This is a genomic window from Enterobacter chuandaensis (genome assembly GCF_003594915.1).
Lineage (GTDB): Bacteria > Pseudomonadota > Gammaproteobacteria > Enterobacterales > Enterobacteriaceae > Enterobacter > Enterobacter chuandaensis.
Genome location: NZ_QZCS01000015.1, coordinates 1 through 21625 on the forward strand (window position 1 = coordinate 1; position 21625 = coordinate 21625).

Here is a 21625-nt window from a genome sequence, read left to right on the forward strand (position 1 = left end):
GCAGTTGCAACGCGGCTTTCAGCTCACCGTTGCGAGGTCACGTATATTACGTTTTCCTCATTCAGAGTCAAGCGATTATTTTCACTTTTCTCTGTTGGCGTTCATCTCTGAACCCCGCTAACCCGGCGGCTTGCAAGCCGTTGTTCCGTGTCAGTGGAGGCGCATTATAGGGAGTTCTCAGACGTTGACAACCCCTCTTTTAAAAAAAACTTTCAACCGTCTCTTTTTTGCTCAAAACCGTGCTACAGCGCCAGTTTTTCGAGCGTTTCAAAGCCATAACGGCGTAAAACGGGTAAAAGTTGCTCAGTCTCTTTCGTGATAGCCATGCAAAACGCGATATTCGCATCGGTAGATTTCGCATCCGGAGCTTCATGCTCCAGCAGCCAGGCCGTACGACGAGCGATTGCCGCACCAGAATCCACCAGGCGCGTTCCCTCCGGAAGCACTTCTAATAGCTCTTCCTGCAAGAGAGGGAAGTGGGTGCAGCCCAGCACAACCGTATCCGGTGGTTCGGGCATCCGCAGCCACGGACGAAGAATACGACGCAGCTCTTCGAGCGATACCGTCTCGCCGTGCAGTTTCGCTTCCGCCATCTCCACCAGCTCTGCGGAGCCAAGCATTGCAATCTGGCATTCGTTAGCAAAACGGTCGATCAGCTCGCGGGTATAAGGACGCTTTACCGTACCACGCGTGGCCAGTAATCCCACGATGCCGTTAGCCGTCAGGCGCGCGGCAGGCTTTATGGCAGGCACGACGCCCACAACCGGGAACTGGAATTTCTCACGCAGGGCGGGAAGAGAAACGGTGCTCGCCGTATTACAGGCAATGACCGCCAGCGCAAGGGGATAGCGCTTTTGTACCGCGGTGACGATTTCAACCACGCGCTCAACGATAAAGTCCTCACTCTTCTCCCCATACGGAAAAGCGACGTTATCGAAGGCGTAGATGTAATGGAGATCCGGCAGGAGATGCCGAATCTCGTCGTAGACCGAAAGCCCACCGACGCCGGAATCAAACACCAGCACGGTAGGGCGCGGATTAGAAGGTGTAGCTGCCAGACAAGGTGTATTCCCGTCCTGCAGTTTGGTAGCCATAAACTGTCTCGTAATCTTTATCGAACAGGTTGGCTATTTTACCACGAACTGTGAGGTGTGAGGTGATCGGATATGAAACTGCGACATCCCACAGGCTCACGCCGCCCATTTTAACTTTCTCTGACGGATAAGAACCAAAATCAGTGTCGTAACGCGTGCCGAGATAGTGATACGTCAGGCTCCAGTCGAAATCATAGATCTGCGTATCAAGCTGATATTTCACCTGCTGCTTAGCACGACGGTCCAGAAGTTCGTTGGTTGCCGCATTGCGGGCATCCACATAGTCGTAGCCAACGGTATGCGTCAACGGACCTGTATCAAACGACGCCGTCGCTTCCACACCCTTAATGCGTGCTTTGCCGACGTTGTAATATTCCTGAAGGTTATTATTGAAGTCGATGAGATTATCAACGTCATTACGATAGCCGGATACGCGCCAGCTCACGCCTGCCGTCAGGCCTTCAAACGCCCCTTCCCACTGCTTGCTCTCTTCAGGGTCAAGATGGTCATTGCCATAGAAGCCATAGAGTTGGCCCAGATTCGGTGCTTTATAGGCCGTACCATAAGAGGCAATGACGCGGTAACCGTCTACGAACTCCCACGCCGCACTGCTTTGCCAGGTGCCATGGCGACCAAACTGAGAGTTGTCATCGCTGCGAACCGCCCCTTCGAGAGTGACATCACCAAACTGCTGCAGCCCGGTCAGGTAGACGCCGGTGTTACGCAGGTCGTAGCCGTTGGTCACATAGTTTGTACCCGGCTCGGTGCTCTGCTTCTGCCAGTCAACGCCCGCGCCAATGTTTCCGTGCCCCACATCAACGGAGTTGAGCCACTGGACGTTGTACTGTTTGATTTCATCCAGCGTGGCCGTCGAATCGTAACGGCCCAAATTAGGGTCGTAGTTATAGTCCTTGCTGTGGCTATAGCTGGTGAGCAGTTGTGAATGGAAGATGTCATCGTTGAAGCGTAATCCTGCGTCCCAGGTCTGGCTGTAGAGCTGGCGGGTATCGACCAGTACATCAGGGGTAAATGAGCTGTAGTAACCGTCATAGGCCGTACGGTTGCTGTAGCCAAAGCCGCGAACAAATCCGCTCCACTGGTTTGAGAATGCGTGATCCACTGCTCCGTAGAGCGTTTTATTCATAAAGCCGTCGCGATCGGTCTGGGCAAGGCCGCCATTGTTGCCGTCCGCAACCACGTCGAAACCTTTAGTATAGGTGTAATCACCCGCCAGCGTGACGCGCGTGCTGTCGCCCAGCGTTTGCTGAGTACTGCCGCCATAATTCTGGTAACCGTGCGAGCCTGCGCCTGCATTCAGGGTCGTGCCGTCCTTTACGCGGGTGGTAATAATGTTCACTACACCGCCAATCGCATCCGAGCCGTATACCGCAGAACGCGGTCCACGAACATATTCGATACGCTGCACCAGAGAGATCGGGAACTGGCTGAGATCGGACGATCCCGTGACGCCCGCCTGGTTAAGGCGGATGCCGTCAACGAGAATCAGGACGTGACTGGAGTTGGTGCCACGGATAAAGAGAGAAGAGAGTTGCCCCATCCCGCCATTTTGTGCCGTATCCACGCCGGGCAGGCGACGCATAACGTCCAGGACCGAGGTTGACTGCCAGCGGTCAATATCGGCACGCGTAACCACCGACGTTGCTGCCAGAATAGTTTTTTTAGGTTGTTCAAAACGATTTGCCGTCACCACCAACGAGTCAGCGCTATCCTGCGCCCAGCCCGAAAATGCCGTGACGGACAGTGCCGTCAACAGCGATACTTTTTTAATCATTGTTAAAGCATCCACAATATAAGAAGGATGCCGCAGGCCTCATCTATAGCACGCGATGATGAAACCAAATGCGACGTGATCCCGGCAGGTCTTCGGGCTAGGTGGCGTTATACGGATGAAGACTTCCCATTTTCACAGTGTCTACAACGTTCATCCCGCCAGTCTTTACCGCTGCGCGTCAGCTCCAGATTTTCACTGGATTCCCTTTTCACTCTCAGGAGACCGGAAACAGAATGCTACAATTAGACACGTATAGATGTCCAGACAGCTATTGGCCATTAAATCTGGACATCCCCTGAACAATCCCTACAATCCCCGCGTAATTCTTTATCACTCAGGACGCATCATGACCCCAGAACACCTCCCGACAGAACAGTACGACGCGCAGCTGGCAGAGAAAGTTGTCCGCCTGCAAAGTATGATGACGCCGTTCAACGCGCCCGTTCCCGAGGTGTTCCGCTCCCCTGTCAGCCACTACCGCATGCGCGCTGAGTTCCGCATCTGGCATGACGGTGACGACCTGTACCACATCATTTTCGATCAGCAGACAAAATCCCGCATTCGCGTCGACAGCTTCCCGGCAGCGAGCGAGCTTATCAACCAGCTGATGACGCTGATAATTGAAGGCGTGCGTAATAATCCGGTGCTGCGCCACAAGCTGTTCCAGATTGATTACCTGACCACCCAAAGCAATCAGGCGATTGTCTCTCTGCTGTACCACAAAGCGCTGACCGACGAATGGCGCGAGCAGGCCGAAGCCCTGCGCGATGCGCTGCGTGGGCAGAACATCAACGTGCACCTGATTGGCCGCGCGACCAAAACCAAAATCATGCTGGATCAGGATTACGTCGACGAGCGTCTGCCGGTGGCGGGTAAAGAGATGGTTTATCGTCAGGTGGAAAACAGCTTCACCCAGCCCAACGCCGCGATGAACGTGCAGATGCTGGAGTGGGCGCTGAAGGCGACGGAAGGGTCAACGGGCGACCTGCTGGAGCTGTACTGTGGTAACGGCAACTTCTCGCTGGCGCTGGCGCGTAACTTCGATCGCGTGCTGGCAACGGAAATCGCCAAACCGTCGGTTGCCGCCGCGCAGTACAACATTGCCGCCAACCATATCGACAACGTGCAGATCATTCGTATGGCCGCAGAAGAGTTCACCCAGGCGATGAACGGCGTACGTCAGTTTAACCGTCTGGAAGGGATCGATTTGAAGAGCTACCAGTGTGAGACGATTTTTGTCGACCCGCCGCGCAGTGGCCTGGACAGCGAAACAGAGAAGATGGTGCAGGCGTACCCGCGCATTTTGTACATCTCCTGCAATCCGGAGACGCTGTGCAAGAATCTGGAAACATTAAGCCAGACGCACAAGGTTGAACGTCTGGCGCTGTTCGATCAATTCCCGTATACGCACCATATGGAGTGCGGTGTTTTACTTACCGCACGGTGATCTGTAGGCCGGATAAGCGTAGCGCCATCCGGCGTTTTTGGCAGGTGGCGCTTCGCTTACCTGCCCTACAAATAATTCCTTACTCCGGCAACTGGCTCTTACGGCTGCGCATGCGAGAGCCAATCCAGAACACCAGCGCCACAGACAACACAGCCGGGAAGAAGTTAGACCCGATATCCGGATACTCCGCGCGCACCACCGTGCTATACAGCAATACACCCAGAATAAAGCAGGCAGCGGCCAGCCCCGGTAACCCCACCGGCATGGTGCGGTTCAGGTAACGCTGATGCAGGCAGTAAACCGTCAGCACCAGCGCAATAAGTGGGAAAATCGAAAATGGCACGATTGAGCTAAAAATAGCGGCAAGCGTACCATTAATGGATAAGCCAGCGATCAATGCCAGCAACAGCGTCCCTTTATCCTGACCTGACTGTTTCATTACTCACCTTCACTCTTCGGTTTGATGTGCCAGTTTCTCTTGTTCACGGCGATACCAGTAATACGCGCCTTTGGAGATCATCCTGAGCTGCAATACCAGTCGCTCTTCGAGCTGCTTACGTTGTTCAATGCTGACATCCAGCGCTTCGGCACCCGCGCTGAATACAATCGTCACCATCGCCTCGGCCTGTGCTTCGGTAAACGCACGCGGCATATGGTTTTCGAGTTCAAGATAGTCGGCAAGTTCCGCGATGAAATGCTGAATTTCCCGCGCGACGGCGGCACGAAACGCTGCCGACGTGCCCGAACGCTCGCGCAGAAGAAGACGAAACGCGTTTGGGTTATTGCCGATAAATTCCATAAAGGTCGACACGGAGGTGCGGATCACGCTGCCCCCTTTGGCGATACGCTGACGCGCCTGGCGCATCAGCTGGCGCAGCATAAGCCCGCTCTCATCGACCATGGTCAGGCCCAGTTCATCCACATCACGGAAGTGACGATAGAAGGACGTTGGGGCAATCCCGGCCTCGCGTGCGACTTCGCGCAGGCTCAAACTGGCAAAACTCCGCTCAGCACTCAGTTGACTGAATGCGGCTTCCACCAGCGAACGCCGGGTTTTCTCTTTTTGTTGTGCTCTTACGCCCATCACGATAGTTGAATCCTTCCAAAGGCCTGATGGCACTATACCAGAGAATAAAATTAATCTGTTTGCCTGGCTTTGTGAATGATTGTTTACGTGCGGTTTGTGCTCCACTGCCGGAAAAAAGCACAACGATAATTGGGTTACTTCTGCAATGATGTTATGATTCTGTTGCTTTTATGTATAAGAACAGGTAAGCCTTGCCATGCCACATTCCTACGATTACGACGCAATAGTTATTGGTTCCGGCCCCGGCGGCGAAGGTGCTGCTATGGGTCTGGTGAAACAGGGAGCCAGAGTAGCGGTCATTGAGCGCTACCATAATGTCGGCGGCGGTTGCACCCACTGGGGCACCATCCCTTCGAAAGCCCTCCGCCACGCCGTTAGCCGCATTATCGAATTCAACCAGAACCCTCTTTACAGCGACCACTCCCGACTTCTTCGTTCCTCCTTTGCCGACATCCTGAATCACGCGGATACCGTCATTAACCAGCAGACGCGCATGCGTCAGGGTTTTTATGAGCGTAACCACTGTGAGATCCTGCAGGGCAACGCGCATTTTGTGGATGAACACACCCTGGCACTCGAATGCCACGACGGGTCGGTTGAGACGATCACCGCTGAAAAATTTGTTATCGCCTGCGGTTCACGCCCGTACCATCCGGCCGACGTCGACTTCTCGCACCCGCGCGTCTACGACAGCGACTCGATTCTGAGCCTGCACCATGAACCCCGCCACGTCATTATCTATGGTGCAGGGGTCATCGGCTGCGAATACGCGTCGATCTTCCGCGGCATGGACGTCAAAGTTGACCTGATCAACACCCGCGACCGCCTGCTGGCATTCCTCGATCAGGAGATGTCAGACTCCCTCTCCTACCACTTCTGGAACAGCGGCGTGGTGATTCGCCACAACGAAGAATACGAGAAGATCGAAGGCTGCGACGACGGGGTGATCATGCACCTGAAGTCTGGTAAGAAGCTGAAAGCCGACTGCCTGCTGTACGCCAACGGTCGTACCGGCAACACCGATTCACTGCAGCTGGAAAATATCGGGCTTGAAACCGACAGCCGCGGCCAGCTCAAGGTCAACAGCATGTACCAGACCGCGCTGCCGCACGTTTACGCGGTCGGCGACGTGATTGGCTACCCGAGCCTGGCCTCCGCCGCTTACGATCAGGGCCGCATTGCCGCTCAGGCGCTGGTGAAAGGCGAAGCAACGGCGCACCTGATTGAAGATATCCCGACGGGTATCTACACCATTCCGGAAATCAGTTCCGTAGGGAAAACCGAGCAGCAGCTGACGTCAATGAAGGTGCCGTACGAGGTGGGTCGTGCGCAGTTTAAACATCTGGCGCGAGCGCAGATCGTGGGGATGAGCGTAGGTACGCTGAAAATCCTGTTCCATCGCGAGACGAAAGAGATCCTCGGCATTCACTGCTTTGGTGAACGCGCGGCGGAAATCATTCATATCGGCCAGGCGATAATGGAGCAGAAAGGGGGTGGTAACACCATTGAGTACTTCGTTAACACCACCTTTAACTACCCGACCATGGCGGAAGCCTATCGGGTAGCCGCGCTGAATGGCTTAAACCGCCTGTTTTAACGCGCTGTCGAAATGGCCATCCATCGAACCACGGATGGCCTCTGCCAGCTGCTCATAGCGGCTGCGCAGCGGTGACCCCGGACGATACACCAGGCCGATCGTGCGACGCGGCTCCGGCTTGATGCACGGCAGGTACACCACGCCATCACGCTTACGCTCGCGCGGCACGGCCAGCGCAGGCAGCAGCGTAATACCGCTTCCCGCCGCCACCATATTACGCAGCGTTTCCAGGCTGGTTGCGCGGAAATGGGTATCTTCATCGGCACCCGCTTCGAAGCAGAAGCCCATTGCCTGATCGCGCAGGCAGTGGCCGTCTTCCAGCATCAGCAGCTTTTCCCCGGCCAGATCGGCCATCGGTACGCGATCGCGGTTCGCCCACGGGTGATCTTCATAGATCGCCAGCATCATCGGCTCGTCAAACAGCGGCACTTCGATAAAAGCCTCGCTCTCTTTTACCAGCGCCAGAATAGCGCAGTCGAGCTTGCCGCTGTCCAGTTGCGCCAACAGCTGATGGGTTTGCGCTTCATGCAGGTACATTTCGAGTTTCGGGAACGTCTGGTGCAGCATCGGAATGATGTGCGGCAACAGGTACGGGCCAACGGTTGGGATCAGGCCAATATGCAGCGGGCCGGACATCGCCTCCCCCTGCTGGCTTGCCATTTCCTTGAGCACTTTGACCTCGCGCAGCACGGTGCGCGCCTGATCCACCAGCAGCAGACCGGCCTGGGTGAACAGCACCTTACGGCTGGTGCGCTCCAGCAGCATCACGCCCAGCTCGTCTTCCAGCTTGCGGATCTGGCCGCTCAGCGTGGGCTGACTGACGTGGCAGGAATCTGCCGCGCGGCGAAAGTGGCGGTGCTCGGCTAGCGCTACCAGGTATTCAAGATCACGAATATTCATTATTCATCCTCCGTCGCCACGATAGTTCATGGCGATAGATAGCATAGCAACGAACGATTATCCCTATCAAGCTTTCTGTTGAATAATACACCACATAGACGAGGCGGCTCGTGTTTGACCCTTGACGTCCCCGCACCGTCAGCGAGTTTCTCTCAAAACTCGAACAACTAAAGCCAACGTGAACTTTTGCGGACCCCGTGGTCCGCTTTTTTTTGCATAAAAAAGCCCAACTCAGGGTTGGGCTGGGGTGTTGTAGGTCGGGTAAGGCGAAGCCGCCACCCGACATTTCAGGCATCAAACCAACCGGTTTTTCGCGTCCGCAATCGCCTGCGCCACCTGCTTCGGCGACACGCCGCCCTTCGCGGCACGCTTATCCAGACAGGACTGCAGCGCCAGAATCGGATACACATCATCTCCAATCACCGCGCTGAACTTTTGCAGGTCGGCCAGCGCCAGATCTTCCAGCGGTTTGCCCTGACGAATGGCCTCCACCACCGCTTCGCCCACAATGTGGTGCGCTTCACGGAACGGTACGCCCTTCGCGACAAGGTAGTCCGCCAGTTCGGTAGAGTTGGCATAGCCCTGCTGCGCCGCTTCCTGGCAGCGCGGGCGTTTCACCTGAATGCCGTCCAGCACCAGCGCGCCCATATGCAGACAGTCCAGCCAGGTGTCGAGCGCGTCGAACAGCCCTTCCTTGTCTTCCTGCATATCTTTGTTGTACGCCAGCGGCAGCCCTTTCAGAGTCATCATCATGCCGGTCAGCGCGCCCTGCACGCGGCCACATTTGCCGCGGATCAGCTCCAGCGCGTCCGGGTTTTTCTTCTGCGGCATCAGGGATGAGCCGGAGGTCACGCGGTCGGACAGCTCCACAAATCCGGCTTCGCCAGAGTTAAAGAAGATCAGGTCTTCGGCAAAGCGTGACAGGTGGACCATCCCGATAGAAGCATTCGACAGCAGTTCCAGCACGTGGTCACGGTCAGAGACGCTGTCCAGACTGTTACGGGTGGCAGACGCAAAGCCCAGCCAGCCTGCCAGCTGCTCGCGGTCAATTTCATATGCCGTACCCGCCAGCGCACCGCTGCCCAGCGGGCTGACGTCCAGACGCTTCAGGGTATCCTGCAGACGGCTTTCGTCACGCGCCAGCATCTCAACGTAGGCAAGACACCAGTGCGCAAAGGTCACCGGCTGCGCGCGCTGCAGGTGGGTATAACCCGGCATCACCGCGTCCTGATTGTTCTGCGCCGTTTCCACCAGCGCGCCCTGAAGCTGACGGTTGGCCGCCAGCAGTTCGCCGACGGTCTCTTTACACCACAGCTTCAGGTCGGTGGCGACCTGGTCGTTACGGCTGCGCCCGGTGTGCAGCTTTTTACCCAGCTGGCCGACTTTGTCGATCAGCTTGCCTTCCACCCAGCTGTGAATATCTTCGGCATCGCTCTGCAGGATTTGCTGCGGATCCAGACGCACCTCTTCCAGCAGGTTGTTCAGCGCTTCTTCCAGCTGTAATTGTTCGTCTGCGGTCAGTACGCCCACCGTCACCAGCGCTTTGGACCAGGCCACAGAGCCGACAATATCCTGTTCGGCCAGGCGGTAGTCGAAGCGCAAAGAGTCGTTGAACTGTTTGAACCGCTGATCCGCTGCCTGTGTAAAACGCCCACCCCAAAGTGCCATAACATCGTTCCTTTATTCGTTAGTTCTGCCGGGTGGCGCTTCGCTTACCCGGCCTATGGTCATTCAATAAAAACTTACGCTAAAATACGCGTGCCAATCGGCGTGCCGTTAAACAGCGCCGGGAGTTGCTCCGCGTGACGCCAGGAGGCGATATCCACCGGGCGGCCCAGCGTGCGCGCCGCATCCAGCGCGGCGTTCACTTTGACGATCATGCCGTCGGTAATAATGCCCTGAGCGATCAGTTGCTCGGCTTTGGCGGCGGTCATTTCTGCAATGCGCTGGCCTTTACCGTCCAGAATGCCGCTCACGTCGGAGAGCAGAATCAGATCCGCACCCAGCGTGGCCGCCAGCGCGGTCGCCGCCTGGTCCGCGTTAACGTTCATCAGCGCGCCCTCTTCGGTCACGCCGATAGAGCTCACCACCGGCAGGAAACCGCCTTCCAGCAGGGTGTTAATCAGCTTAGGCGAACCTGGCTGCGCCAGTCCAACATGGCCGAGCTCTTCGTCGAGCTGGGTCACTTTTACGCTGTCGCCGTCGCCCAGGTAGAGGCCAACGGACGCAATATGGTGTTTCTTCGCCCACGCCAGCAGCGTCTTGTTCGCCGTACCCGCCAGCGCGCCGGTGATGATGTCAATCTGGTCAGCAGGGGTGACGCGCAGGCCGTTCTTCTTTTTCACCGGCAGGTTGAGCCCTTTCATCAGCTCGTCCACCACGCAGCCGCCACCGTGCACAATCACCAGCGGACGCTGGTGTGATTCGCGATAGTTCACCAGCGCGGTAAACAGACGCTCCAGCGCTTCTTCGCTGTCCAGCAGTACACCACCGAGTTTGATAATTAATGGGTTCATCATCACACCTTAAATAAGAGCCTGCGTTTCAGGGAAGCCGAAACGAATATTTGCGCACTGCATTGCCTGTGCGGCAGCGCCTTTGAGTAAGTTATCTTCCGCGGCGACCACAATCAGATGCTCGCCCTGCACGGCAAAGCCGATATCGCAGAACGGCAGCCCGACCACGTTTTTCAGCGCCGGCACGCCTTTGTCGTACAGACGCACCAGCGGTTTATCCGCATACGCCTGCGTGAAGGCCTCGCTCACCTGCTCTTTGGTCACGCCCGGCTTCAGGCGGCAGGTGATGGTTTCGAGGATCCCGCGCGGGAAGCTGCCCAGGTGCGGGGTAAAAATCACCTCCGCACCCAGATGGGTGGTGATTTCAGGGTGATGACGGTGATTAAACACGCCATACGGCTGAAGGCTCACTTCGCAGAAGCTGTTGGAGATAGCGGCCTTGCGCCCTGCACCGCTCACGCCGCTGGTGGCGTTGATCACCGGCCACTGGCTCAGATCCAGCAGGTCCGCGTCGATCAGCGGCTTCAGGGAAAGCTGCGCCGCCGTCGGGTAGCAGCCCGGCACGGCAATCAGGTTCGCTTCTTTCAGTTTATCCGCACTCCACTCCGCCAGGCCGTACACCGCTTTTTCAAGCAGATCCGGGTGCTGATGGGTGAAACCGTAATATTTTTCGTAGAACGCGCCGTCGTTAACGCGGAACGCGCCGGAGAGATCGAATACCACGCAGCCGGCCGCCAGGAACTGCGGCGCCAGGTCGTGGCTGACCTCGTGCGCGGTGGCTAAAAACACCACATCGACGCCGTCGGTAAACTCGTTGATGTCAGACATCGGCTGCAGCGGCAGATCGACAATGCCTTTAAGCTGTGGATGCAAATCGGAAATTAACTTTCCGGCATCATTGCTTTGCGCTGACACGGTCAAAGCGGTTATGGTCATATGAGGGTGGCGATTTACGTAGCTTACAAGCTCTGCGCCCGCATAACCGCTAGCGCCTACAATCAGCGTATTCAACATCGGGTTCCTTTATGCTCAACGTTAATGTATTTTTATTCACATTTATTGCATGAATATTGATACTATCACGACCTAAGGTGTGTCAACAATGAAAATGAACTTACCGCCATTTATCGAGATCTACCGCGCCCTGATTGCCACACCGTCCATCAGTGCGACCGAAGAAGCGCTGGATCAGAGCAATGAGTCTTTAATCAATCTGCTGGCGGGTTGGTTTAGCGATCTTGGGTTTAACGTTGAGGTTCAGCCCGTTCCCGGAACCCGCCACAAATTTAACCTGCTCGCGAGCACCGGCACCGGCGCGGGCGGCCTGCTGCTGGCTGGTCACACCGACACCGTGCCGTTTGACGATGGCCGCTGGACGCGCGATCCGTTCACCCTGACCGAGCATGACAATAAGCTCTACGGACTGGGCACCGCCGACATGAAAGGCTTCTTCGCCTTTATCCTTGACGCGCTGCGTGACGTGGACGTGACGAAGCTGAAAAAACCGCTCTACATTCTGGCGACCGCCGATGAAGAGACCAGCATGGCGGGCGCGCGCTACTTCTCTGAAAACACGTCTATTCGCCCGGACTGTGCGATCATCGGCGAGCCAACCTCCCTGCAGCCGATACGCGCGCACAAAGGCCATATTTCTACCGCCGTGCGCGTGCTGGGCCAGTCCGGGCACTCCAGCGATCCAGCGCGCGGCGTGAACGCCATCGAGCTGATGCATGACGCTATCGGCCGCATCATGGCCCTGCGCGACGACCTGAAAGAGCGCTATCACTACGAGGCGTTCACCGTGCCGTATCCGACGCTGAACCTCGGTAGCCTGCACGGCGGCGATGCCTCCAACCGTATCTGCGCCTGCTGCGAACTGCATATGGACATCCGCCCGCTGCCGGGCATGACGCTGAGCGATCTCGATGGCCTGCTTAACGAAGCGCTGGCCCCGGTGAGCGAGCGCTGGCCGGGTCGTCTGACGGTCTCCGAACTGCATCCGCCGATCCCGGGCTACGAATGCCCGCCGGACCACCAGCTGGTCGAAGTGGTGGAAAAGCTGCTCGGTGAGAAAACCGACGTGGTGAACTACTGCACCGAAGCGCCGTTTATTCAAACGCTTTGCCCGACGCTGGTCCTCGGTCCTGGTTCTATCAATCAGGCGCACCAGCCGGATGAATATCTGGAAACCCGCTTCATCAAGCCCACCCGCGAACTGATCACCCAGGTTGTGCATCACTTCTGCTGGCATTAAAAAACTGCCCCCTCACCCTAACCCTCTCCCCTCTGGGGAGAGAGCAGGGTGAGGGGGGTAAATCCCGCGATCTCCGTCACATTCCCATAAGCATCTCTTATCTGACGCAATGCGAATTAAATTTCGTAAATTGCGCGCATTTATTCGTTTGCTGAACCGTTTTCGCAGCAATTGACGACGGGGGTTTTACGTGGCTTTATAAAGGGAGATGACAAAATAATGTCCAGAAGATTCTCGCCTGGGCATAAACAAAAATGATGGGGTGACTGGGTTTTTATGAACGAACAATATTCCGCGTTGCGTAGTAATGTCAGTATGCTCGGCAAAGTGCTTGGAGATACCATCAAAGATGCGTTGGGTGAGAACATCCTCGACCGCGTTGAAACCATCCGCAAGCTGTCTAAATCTTCCCGTGCCGGTAACGAGGCTAGTCGTCAGGAGCTGCTCACCACCTTGCAGAACCTCTCAAACGATGAGCTGCTGCCCGTTGCCCGCGCCTTCAGCCAGTTCCTGAACCTGGCCAACACCGCTGAGCAATACCACAGCATTTCGCCAAACGGCGAAGCGGCCAGCAACCCGGAAGTCATTGCCCGCACCCTTCGTAAACTGAAAGATCAGCCCGACCTCAACGAAGCCACCATCAAAAAAGCGGTGGAGTCGCTTTCGCTGGAACTGGTGCTGACCGCACACCCCACCGAAATTACTCGTCGCACCCTGATCCACAAAATGGTGGAAGTGAACACCTGTCTGAAACAGTTGGATAACAAAGACATTGCCGACTACGAACGCAATCAGCTGATGCGCCGTCTGCGCCAGCTGATTGCCCAGTCCTGGCATACCGATGAAATTCGTAAGCATCGCCCAAGCCCGGTCGACGAAGCCAAATGGGGCTTTGCGGTGGTGGAAAACAGCCTGTGGGAAGGCGTGCCTAACTACCTGCGCGAGCTAAACGAACAGCTGGAAGAGAACCTGGGCTACCGCCTGCCGGTCGACTTTGTTCCAGTGCGTTTCACCTCCTGGATGGGCGGCGACCGCGACGGTAACCCGAACGTGACCGCGGAAATCACCCGCCACGTCCTGCTGCTGAGCCGCTGGAAAGCGACCGACCTGTTCCTGAAGGATATTCAGGTGCTGATCTCCGAGCTGTCGATGGTTGAAGCGACGCCGGAACTGCGCGCGCTGGCAGGTGAAGAAGGTGCCAGCGAGCCGTACCGTTTCCTGATGAAAAAACTGCGCGGTCAGCTGATGGCCACTCAGGCCTGGCTGGAAGCGCGCCTAAAAGGCCAGCGCCTGCCAAAACCAGAAGGCCTGCTCAGTCAGAACGAACAGCTCTGGGAGCCGCTCTACGCCTGCTATAAATCACTGCAGGCCTGTGGCATGGGCATCATCGCTAACGGCGAACTGCTCGACACCCTGCGCCGCGTGAAGTGTTTCGGCGTGCCGCTGGTGCGTATCGACGTGCGTCAGGAAAGTACCCGTCATACAGAAGCCCTTGGCGAGCTGACCCGCTATCTCGGCATCGGCGACTATGAAAGCTGGTCCGAAGCCGACAAACAGGCCTTCCTGATCCGCGAGTTGAACTCCAAGCGCCCTCTGCTGCCGCGCAACTGGGAGCCAAGCAACGACACCCGCGAGGTGCTCAACACCTGTAAAGCGATCGTTGACGCGCCGAAAGGATCGGTGGCCGCCTATGTGATCTCCATGGCGAAAACCCCGTCCGACGTGCTGGGCGTTCACCTGCTGCTGAAAGAAGCGGGAATCGACTACGCTCTGCCGGTCGCCCCGCTGTTTGAGACCCTCGACGACCTGAACAACGCCAACGACGTCATGACCCAGCTGCTGAACATCGACTGGTATCGCGGCTTTATTCAGGGCAAACAGATGGTGATGATTGGCTATTCTGACTCCGCTAAAGACGCGGGCGTGATGGCGGCATCCTGGGCGCAGTATCAGGCGCAGGACGCACTGATCAAAACCTGCGAGAAAGCCGGTATTGAGCTGACCCTGTTCCATGGGCGCGGCGGCTCCATTGGCCGCGGCGGTGCGCCTGCTCACGCGGCGCTGCTCTCTCAACCACCTGGAAGCCTGAAAGGCGGCCTGCGCGTGACCGAGCAGGGCGAGATGATCCGCTTCAAGTATGGCCTGCCGGAAGTGACCATCAGCAGCCTGTCGCTCTATACCAGCGCGATCCTGGAAGCAAACCTACTGCCACCGCCGGAGCCAAAAGAGTCCTGGTGCCGCATCATGGACGAGCTGTCAGATATCTCCTGCGATCTGTACCGCGGTTACGTGCGTGAAAACAAAGACTTCGTCCCTTACTTCCGTTCAGCCACGCCTGAGCAGGAGCTGGGTAAACTGCCGCTGGGCTCACGTCCTGCAAAGCGTCGCCCAACCGGTGGCGTCGAGTCCCTGCGTGCGATTCCGTGGATCTTCGCCTGGACGCAGAACCGCCTGATGCTGCCCGCCTGGCTGGGTGCCGGTGCCGCGCTGCAAAAAGTGGTGGAAGACGGCAAGCAAAACGAACTGGAAACCATGTGCCGCGACTGGCCGTTCTTCTCTACCCGTCTGGGGATGCTGGAGATGGTCTTCTCGAAAGCCGACCTCTGGCTGGCGGAATACTACGATCAGCGCCTGGTGAAACCGGAGCTGTGGACGCTGGGTAAAGAGCTGCGCGAGCTGCTGGAAGACGACATCAAAGTGGTGCTGGACATCGCCAACGACTCGCACCTGATGGCGGATCTGCCGTGGATCGCCGAGTCTATCCAGCTGCGTAACATCTACACCGACCCGTTGAACGTTTTGCAGGCTGAACTGCTGCACCGTTCCCGTCTGGCGGAAGAGGAAGGTAAAGAGCCTGATCCGCGCGTTGAACAGGCGCTGATGGTGACGATTGCAGGCGTTGCGGCGGGTATGCGTAACACCGGTTAATGCTTTATGCCCGGCGGCGCTGCGATTACACGGGCCTACGACAGGTAGGCCGGGTAAGCGTTAGCGCCACCCGGCAATACCCTGGTATCCACACCATGCACCACGACATCGCCCACATTCTGACAGACCTGATTAACGGCACGACACCGCTGCGTCAGGTGCATTTTGCAAACCCAGCCATCTCAGCACCCGACCTTGCCTTACAGGTTGATTTCCCACGTCTGGAGATCGTGCTCGACGGTTCGGTGAAAGACCAGGCTGCTTCCGTTTTACAGCAGGGTGATGTTTTATACGTCCCGTCTGGCGGCTGGAACGATCCGCAATGGCAAACGCCCGCGACGACGTTGAGCATCCTGTTTGGCAAACAGCAGCTTGGGTTTAGTCTTTTGCACTGGGATGGTGTTGAAGTGCGTAACCTGGCAAAGCAGCACGTTGCTCGCCGTGGCCCCCGCATTGGCTCCTTCCTGCTACAGACGCTTCATGAAATGCAGATGCAGCCGCACGAGCAACAAACCGCACGGCTGATTATTGCCAGCCTGCTCAGCCACTGCGTCGATTTGCTGGGTAGTCAGATCCAGACCGCCTCGCGCAGCCAGGCCCTGTTTGAAGCCATTCGCGTTTATATTGATGAACATTATGCGACTCCGCTAACCCGGGAATCCGTCGCCCAGGCGTTTTATATCTCTCCGAACTATTTATCGCATCTTTTTCAGAAAACAGGTGCGGTAGGTTTTAATGAATACCTGACCCATACCCGGCTGGAGCACGCGCGTCAGCTGCTGAAAGGGTATGATTTAAAGGTGAAGGAGGTGGCGCATGCCTGCGGGTTTGTCGACAGTAACTACTTCTGCCGCTTATTCCGTAAAAATACGGAACGTTCGCCGTCAGAGTACCGTCGCCAGTATCACAGCCAGCTGACAGGGAAAGCGGTCAGTCCAGAATGACCTGAGTATGCTGCGGCGCGGATACCATTTTTCGTACTGCAGCCATTACCTTGTGCGGATCTCGCAGGAAAGCATTAATCCCGCACTTCACATAGCGGCAGGATTCAAAGCGCTCGCTGCCCGCCAGCTCAATATCCGTGATAAGCAATACGACATCAGCGCGCCGGATATCATCCTCCGTCAACTCACTTTCAATGCCTAACGCCCCCTGCGTCTCAATGCGGGCTGACCATTTCTCCTGCTGGCAAATCCGCTCCAGCCGTTCTGCGGCCATGTAAGTATGCGCCACGCCGCTTACGCACGCGGTTACCGCCACCAGATAACGCCCTGCCGTTATTGTCATTTTCAACCTCCCACGGTGACATGAAACCCTTTACGTTCCGCCATACTGCGCAGGAAAGCAACGTCGTCAGTTGTCGGAGGTATCACCTCCCGCATCGACCATTGTTGCCCAAGCAGGCGGTATTTTGGTTCGCCATACGTGTGAAACGGTAATAGATGCAGCTGACGTATCCCTGTAGGCAGCAAAAACGCCAGCACGCGCGCCATGTTGGTTTCCGTCAGCGTATAGCCAGGAATAAGCGGTACACGGGGGATGATATTTATGCCTTCCGCCACCAGTTGCCTGACGTTTTCCAGCACTCTGGGCAGATTCACCGCCGTCACCGAACGCGCCTGCTCAGGATCCATAATCTTCAGGTCAAAGAGTACTTCATCGCACTGGCGTGCCAGCGGTAGCAATCGTGACAGGGGCGCATCTCCCGCCGTCTCAATCGCGGTGCGAATACCGTAGCGGCGCAAACGCGCAAGCAACTGGGTCGCAAAGGTGGCCTGCATCAATACTTCCCCTCCCGACAGCGTCACTCCGCCGCCCGAAGAGCGAAAGAACACATCGTCTTTCATCACCTCGCGTGCAAGTTCGTCCAGCGTCACGTCGCGTCCGATGCGCTCAAACGCGCCGGACGGACATTCTTCCACATCACGCAGACAGGGTGTGCAGTGCAAACATTTACTCTCCCGACGAACCGTCTCCATTTTCGGGGAGATCGACTCCGGGTTAGCACACCACGGGCAGCGGTGAGGGCAGCCTTTAAAAAAGACCACCGTGCGAATCCCCGCCCCGTCGTTTAACGAATAGCGCTGAATATTGAAAATACGCGCCACGTCGGCGCGTGTTTCAACGACGTTACAGCTGATGCGCGGTGCGGCGGATAATGTCATCCTGGATCTCCTTCGACAGCTCAACAAAGAAGGCGCTGTATCCGGCAACGCGCACCACCAGCCCGGCAAAATCCTGCGGACGCTGCTGCGCTTCACGCAGTGTTTCCGCGTTCACCACGTTGAACTGGATGTGTTGCAACTTAAGCTGCGTGAACGCACGCAGGAAATCCGCCAGCTTTTGCAGCCCAGCGTCGCCTTCAAGCGTCGCCGGTGTGAATTTAACGTTTAGCAGCGTACCGTTAGATAACAGATAGTTATCCAGCTTACTCACCGATTTGAGTACCGCGGTTGGACCCTGCATATCTTGCCCAAGCATCGGTGAGAGCCCGCCGTCCGCCAGTTGCTCACCGGCAAAGCGTCCATCCGGTGTAGCCCCCACCACCGCCCCCAACGGCACATGTGCCGATACGGTATAAGAGCCCGGCGTAAACTGCCCGCCGCGCGGGTTACGGTATTTTTCGACCTCTTTGCAGTAGTGGCGCAGCAGTTCCGCGCTGATGTTGTCGACATCATCGATATCATTGCCGTACTTTTCGAAGCGATTGATCAGCCTTGCTCGCACTTTTTCGCCCTCCGGGGTGGCAAAGTTCGCTTTTAACACGGCTAAGAGCTCATCAAAACTTAAGCGTTGCTGTTCAAAGACCAGCCCTTTCAGGGCGTGTAAGGAATCACTCAGGTTGGCTATTCCGATCCCCTGTACGCCAGAGAAGTTATAGCACGCCCCGCCGTCGGTAATATCTTTCCCGGATTCAAGGCAATCGCTTATGAATGAAGAGAGTAACGGCACTGGCGCCCAGTCGCGATGACCGATATCGCAGATATTGCTCCCCTCGACCATTAGCGCAATGTAGTGATTAATTTTTACGCGAATATGCTCCAGCAAGCCTTCATAACTCAGCGCTGCGTTGCCTTCGTTCTCCTGCATCGCGATTTCCATCACTTTCAGCAGGTTAAACATGGCGATATCGTGCAGACCGTAGGTTTTACCAGGAATAGACAGCTCAACACAGCCGACGACAGCGTAATCACGCGCGTCCTCCAGCGACACGCCGCGATTCAGGAAGGCAGGCACCACCACTTCATCGTTAAAAATTTGCGGAATACCCGTTCCCAGGCGGATTGTCTCTGCGGTTTTCAGCAGGAAAGGTCTGTCGATCAGTTCATTCACCCGCACGCCGAGGTTCGGTTGAGGAAGCTGAACGCTCTGGTAGGCATCCAGGCACAGGAAGGAGAGCATGTTTACCGCGCTACGGCCGTTCTCCGTCAGGCCGCCTAACAGTGCGGTATACCCGGTCGGGAACCCGGCGAAATAGCGGGCGCTGCTGGTCGATCGTAAAAGCACCACGTCATTGCACTTCACCCACAGCGATTCCAGAATCTCTTTCAGGAACGCGGGCTCCTCGCCCTGTGAGAGCGAGGCCTGATAAAACGGCAGCATGTACTGGTCAAAGCGCCCGATGGAGAGCGAGCTGGCGTTGGATTCGTACTGCAAAATGACGTTCATGTACCAGAAAAGCTGACACGCCTGCCAGAACGTCTGTGGCTTATGCTGCGCGTTGTGCCGCGAGATGTCGGCAATTGTCAGCAGTTCCTCGCGGCGCGGCGCATCGCTGACACGGGCCAGTTCTTCAGCCAGCGCCGTGTAGCGCAAAATATGGCGCTGAGAAGCCTCAAGCAGGATCAGCGCCGCAGCATAAAAGGTGTTATGGGGATCGCGGGCGCAGTGTTCACGCAGTTCCTCCACCAGCGCGCCCAGGCCATTATTGAGCAGGCGCGGATAATCAATAATGATATGCCCCTGCCCTTTATCCGTCTGGTTGACGCTAAAAATCTGCGTCCCTACCGCGATTTTCACCTCATCCGTCATCTGGCTGTTGATGAAATCCTTCATCGACCGGTTTTCCCAGTAGGGATACAGCACGTCACGGTAAGTCTGCTTATCCTCATCGCTGATTTCAAAGCGGTCCTGCGGACGGGTCGCGAACTGATCCAGCTCCTTAAGCAGCCAGTACGGATCCATCTCCGGAGACATAATCCCTGCTCGCGGTTTAACGGTGCGGTTCCCGGCAATCAGTTCCTCATCACGAATCGCGATATTTACATGGTCGAGTATGTACGCCGTCGCTTTCGCGCGCCGGATAATCACCGGCTCGCCTTCCGTCTGTTGGTGGCTGGCCGTATAGAGCAAAGCGCGCTCAAGCGAGATTTCACGCGGGCTGGCAAAAAGGGCGTCTTTCAAACGCTGGGTACGATTCGTCATGAGGGAACTCCTGTAACGGTAAAACGACCCCGCCCCAAAGGGCGGGGGAGCATCAGGCGGTTTGCGCCAGGTGGGCATCAATCTTGTTCATGATGGCGTCGGCGCGTTTTACCGCGTCGCTGATGTTGACGCGTACAATGGTTTTCCCGACAAAGCGCTCTTCGAATTTAATGCCAATATCCTTGGTCAGGATCACCATATCCGCGGCGGCAACGTCTTCTGCCGTCAGCTCATTCTCAAGACCAATCGACCCTTGCGTTTCTACCTTCACTTCCCAGCCTTTCGCTTTAGCGGCGCTTTCCAGCGCTTCGGCAGCCATATAGGTATGGGCAACGCCAGACGGACATGCGGTTACTGCGATAATTCGGGCCATGTTCTCTTCCTCACTCAGTTAATTTCGAAATCCAGATCCAGGTCGTCCTCATTTTCTTCGACCTGTTTTGCATTCTTGCGGGCAATACGCTTCAGCACGTTGACGCTGATTGCCGTTACCACTGCGCCCACCGCAACCGCCGCGATATAGCCGAGCTTGCCGTCCACCACCGGAAGCACGATCAACCCGCCCCAGCCGGCATAACATTGCGCGCCCATCACGGCAGCTGTCACTGCGCCACACGCGGAACCCAGCATGATGGAAGGGATCACGCGCAGAGGGTCAGCAGCGGCAAACGGAATTGCCCCTTCGGTGACGCCCACACAGCCCATCACCACCGCCGCTTTCCCCGCCTCACGCTCTTCATCGGAAAAATTCTTGCGACCAACCAACGTTGCCAGACCTAACCCCAGCGGCGGCACGCAAATAGCCACGGCGGCAATCGCAACGACGGTATAGACGCCCTGCGCAACGCAAATCAGCATGAAGGCATACGCCACTTTGTTAACCGGGCCGCCCATATCGAACGCCAGCATGAGACCGAGAATGATGGCGAGTACCACGATGCTGCCCTGCTGCATGCCTTGCAGCCACTGAGTGAGACCGGTGGTCAGCGCGCCAACAGGCTCGCCAAGCCCCCACATCATGACGCCCGCGGTAATAAAGGTGCCGATAATCGGGATGATGAAGATAGGCATGACGGAGCGCAGTACTTTCGGGACCGGCAGTTTTTTCAGGTACCAGACGATAATCCCACCGAAAATCCCGGCGATAATCGCGCCAAAGAACCCCGCACCGAAGCTGTTGCCCACCCAGGCGGCAATGGCACAGGGAGCCAGCGCCGCACGTTCTGCAATTGAGTAGCCAATGTAAGCGGCCAGGAACGGCACCATCAACGTTAAACCCGCTACACCGATATCAAAGAGCTTTTTCAGATTGGGATCGGTTGCGGCATCCGGTACCGCGCCTTTGCCATATAGCATGACCGAAACCGCCAGCAGAATGCCGCCCGAGACCACGAACGGGATCATGTGCGACACCCCGGTCATCAGATGCTGCCGCGTGTTCTTGAGAATATGCACCAACGCTTTCATATGTCGCTCCAGGCCAAAACCATAAAGATGTTGTGGCAAACAATAGGCAATCAGAAAGACGGCGGACAGGAGACAAAAAGGCCATTTACTGGATTTTTGTAATGTCGAAATAAAAATG

Annotated in this window: 18 protein-coding genes and 1 riboswitch; of the genes, 5 read left to right on the forward strand and 13 right to left on the reverse strand. The window is 56.6% G+C overall.

All coding sequences use genetic code 11. The features are described from left to right. Positions 1-242: 242 nt before the first annotated feature. Together murI and btuB are read right to left on the reverse strand one after the other, a co-directional pair. Positions 243-1094, reverse strand: coding sequence for a glutamate racemase (murI, locus tag D5066_RS18955; protein WP_028014824.1), 852 nt, complete (start codon positions 1092-1094; stop codon positions 243-245). Continuing rightward, positions 1039-2886, reverse strand: coding sequence for a TonB-dependent vitamin B12 receptor BtuB (gene btuB / locus D5066_RS18960; protein ID WP_119916893.1), 1848 nt, complete (start codon positions 2884-2886; stop codon positions 1039-1041). Before btuB ends, murI begins: the two co-directional genes overlap by 56 nt. A 66-nt stretch (positions 2887-2952) precedes the next feature. Further along, a riboswitch (cobalamin riboswitch) is annotated at positions 2953-3128 on the reverse strand. Positions 3129-3232: 104 nt separating this feature from the next. Between btuB and trmA the strand changes: the two genes are divergently transcribed. Then, on the forward strand, positions 3233-4333 hold the full coding sequence (trmA, locus tag D5066_RS18965; RefSeq protein ID WP_119916894.1) for a tRNA (uridine(54)-C5)-methyltransferase TrmA: 1101 nt from the start codon (positions 3233-3235) through the stop codon (positions 4331-4333). Positions 4334-4412: 79 nt separating this feature from the next. On the opposite strand, the gene D5066_RS18970 is transcribed toward trmA, so the two are convergent. Both D5066_RS18970 and fabR read right to left on the reverse strand, forming a co-directional pair. Next, positions 4413-4772 carry a YijD family membrane protein gene (locus D5066_RS18970; RefSeq protein WP_119916895.1) on the reverse strand — a complete coding sequence of 120 codons (360 nt, stop codon included), beginning with the start codon at positions 4770-4772 and terminating at the stop codon, positions 4413-4415. Positions 4773-4781: 9 nt separating this feature from the next. Beyond that, positions 4782-5420: an HTH-type transcriptional repressor FabR gene (gene fabR / locus D5066_RS18975; protein ID WP_008501784.1), complete on the reverse strand. Its 639-nt coding sequence runs from the start codon at positions 5418-5420 to the stop codon at positions 4782-4784. Positions 5421-5616: 196 nt separating this feature from the next. On the opposite strand from fabR, the gene sthA reads away from it, so the two are divergent. Beyond that, positions 5617-7017 carry a Si-specific NAD(P)(+) transhydrogenase gene (sthA, locus tag D5066_RS18980; RefSeq protein ID WP_008501785.1) on the forward strand — a complete coding sequence of 467 codons (1401 nt, stop codon included), beginning with the start codon at positions 5617-5619 and terminating at the stop codon, positions 7015-7017. On the opposite strand, the gene oxyR is transcribed toward sthA, so the two are convergent. The 4 genes from oxyR to argC form a co-directional block, all read right to left on the reverse strand. Beyond that, complete coding sequence (gene oxyR, locus D5066_RS18985; RefSeq protein WP_023309664.1) at positions 7000-7917, reverse strand: DNA-binding transcriptional regulator OxyR; 918 nt, start codon at positions 7915-7917, stop codon at positions 7000-7002. The two genes, sthA and oxyR, sit on opposite strands and share 18 nt — an antisense overlap. A 294-nt stretch (positions 7918-8211) precedes the next feature. Beyond that, positions 8212-9585, reverse strand: a complete 1374-nt coding sequence (gene argH, locus D5066_RS18990) for an argininosuccinate lyase (RefSeq protein ID WP_119916896.1) — start codon at positions 9583-9585, stop codon at positions 8212-8214. 74 nt (positions 9586-9659) lie between these two features. Then, positions 9660-10436, reverse strand: a complete 777-nt coding sequence (argB, locus tag D5066_RS18995; protein ID WP_119916897.1) for an acetylglutamate kinase — start codon at positions 10434-10436, stop codon at positions 9660-9662. Between the two features lie 6 nt (positions 10437-10442). Next, positions 10443-11447 (reverse strand): N-acetyl-gamma-glutamyl-phosphate reductase, encoded by a 1005-nt coding sequence (gene argC, locus D5066_RS19000; protein WP_119916898.1) that lies wholly within the window; start codon positions 11445-11447, stop codon positions 10443-10445. A gap of 88 nt (positions 11448-11535) precedes the next feature. Here argC and argE point away from each other — a divergent pair, with 88 nt between their 5' ends. The 3 genes from argE to D5066_RS19015 all read left to right on the forward strand — a co-directional run bounded on the left by argE (position 11536) and on the right by D5066_RS19015 (position 16559). Then, the gene (gene argE / locus D5066_RS19005; protein WP_119916899.1) at positions 11536-12687 is read left to right on the forward strand and encodes an acetylornithine deacetylase; all 1152 of its coding nucleotides are present in this window, start codon (positions 11536-11538) and stop codon (positions 12685-12687) included. A 276-nt stretch (positions 12688-12963) separates the two neighbouring features. Then, complete coding sequence (gene ppc, locus D5066_RS19010) at positions 12964-15615, forward strand: phosphoenolpyruvate carboxylase (protein ID WP_080330342.1); 2652 nt, start codon at positions 12964-12966, stop codon at positions 15613-15615. A 95-nt stretch (positions 15616-15710) separates the two neighbouring features. Further along, the gene (locus D5066_RS19015) at positions 15711-16559 is read left to right on the forward strand and encodes a helix-turn-helix transcriptional regulator (protein ID WP_119916900.1); all 849 of its coding nucleotides are present in this window, start codon (positions 15711-15713) and stop codon (positions 16557-16559) included. Here the strand turns inward: D5066_RS19015 and D5066_RS19020 are convergent. From D5066_RS19020 to D5066_RS19040, 5 genes are read right to left on the reverse strand one after another with little or no spacing between them, the layout of a single operon-like run. After that, positions 16546-16902, reverse strand: coding sequence for a PTS fructose-like transporter subunit IIB (locus D5066_RS19020; RefSeq protein WP_119916901.1), 357 nt, complete (start codon positions 16900-16902; stop codon positions 16546-16548). The two genes, D5066_RS19015 and D5066_RS19020, sit on opposite strands and share 14 nt — an antisense overlap. A gap of 2 nt (positions 16903-16904) precedes the next feature. Next, positions 16905-17780 (reverse strand): [formate-C-acetyltransferase]-activating enzyme, encoded by an 876-nt coding sequence (locus tag D5066_RS19025; RefSeq protein ID WP_119916902.1) that lies wholly within the window; start codon positions 17778-17780, stop codon positions 16905-16907. After that, positions 17746-20040: a formate C-acetyltransferase gene (locus D5066_RS19030; RefSeq protein WP_119916903.1), complete on the reverse strand. Its 2295-nt coding sequence runs from the start codon at positions 20038-20040 to the stop codon at positions 17746-17748. Before D5066_RS19030 ends, D5066_RS19025 begins: the two co-directional genes overlap by 35 nt. Positions 20041-20092: 52 nt before the next feature. Continuing rightward, the gene (locus D5066_RS19035) at positions 20093-20413 is read right to left on the reverse strand and encodes a PTS fructose-like transporter subunit IIB (protein WP_119916904.1); all 321 of its coding nucleotides are present in this window, start codon (positions 20411-20413) and stop codon (positions 20093-20095) included. A gap of 14 nt (positions 20414-20427) precedes the next feature. After that, positions 20428-21507: a PTS fructose transporter subunit EIIC gene (locus D5066_RS19040; RefSeq protein WP_119916905.1), complete on the reverse strand. Its 1080-nt coding sequence runs from the start codon at positions 21505-21507 to the stop codon at positions 20428-20430. Positions 21508-21625: the final 118 nt, after the last annotated feature.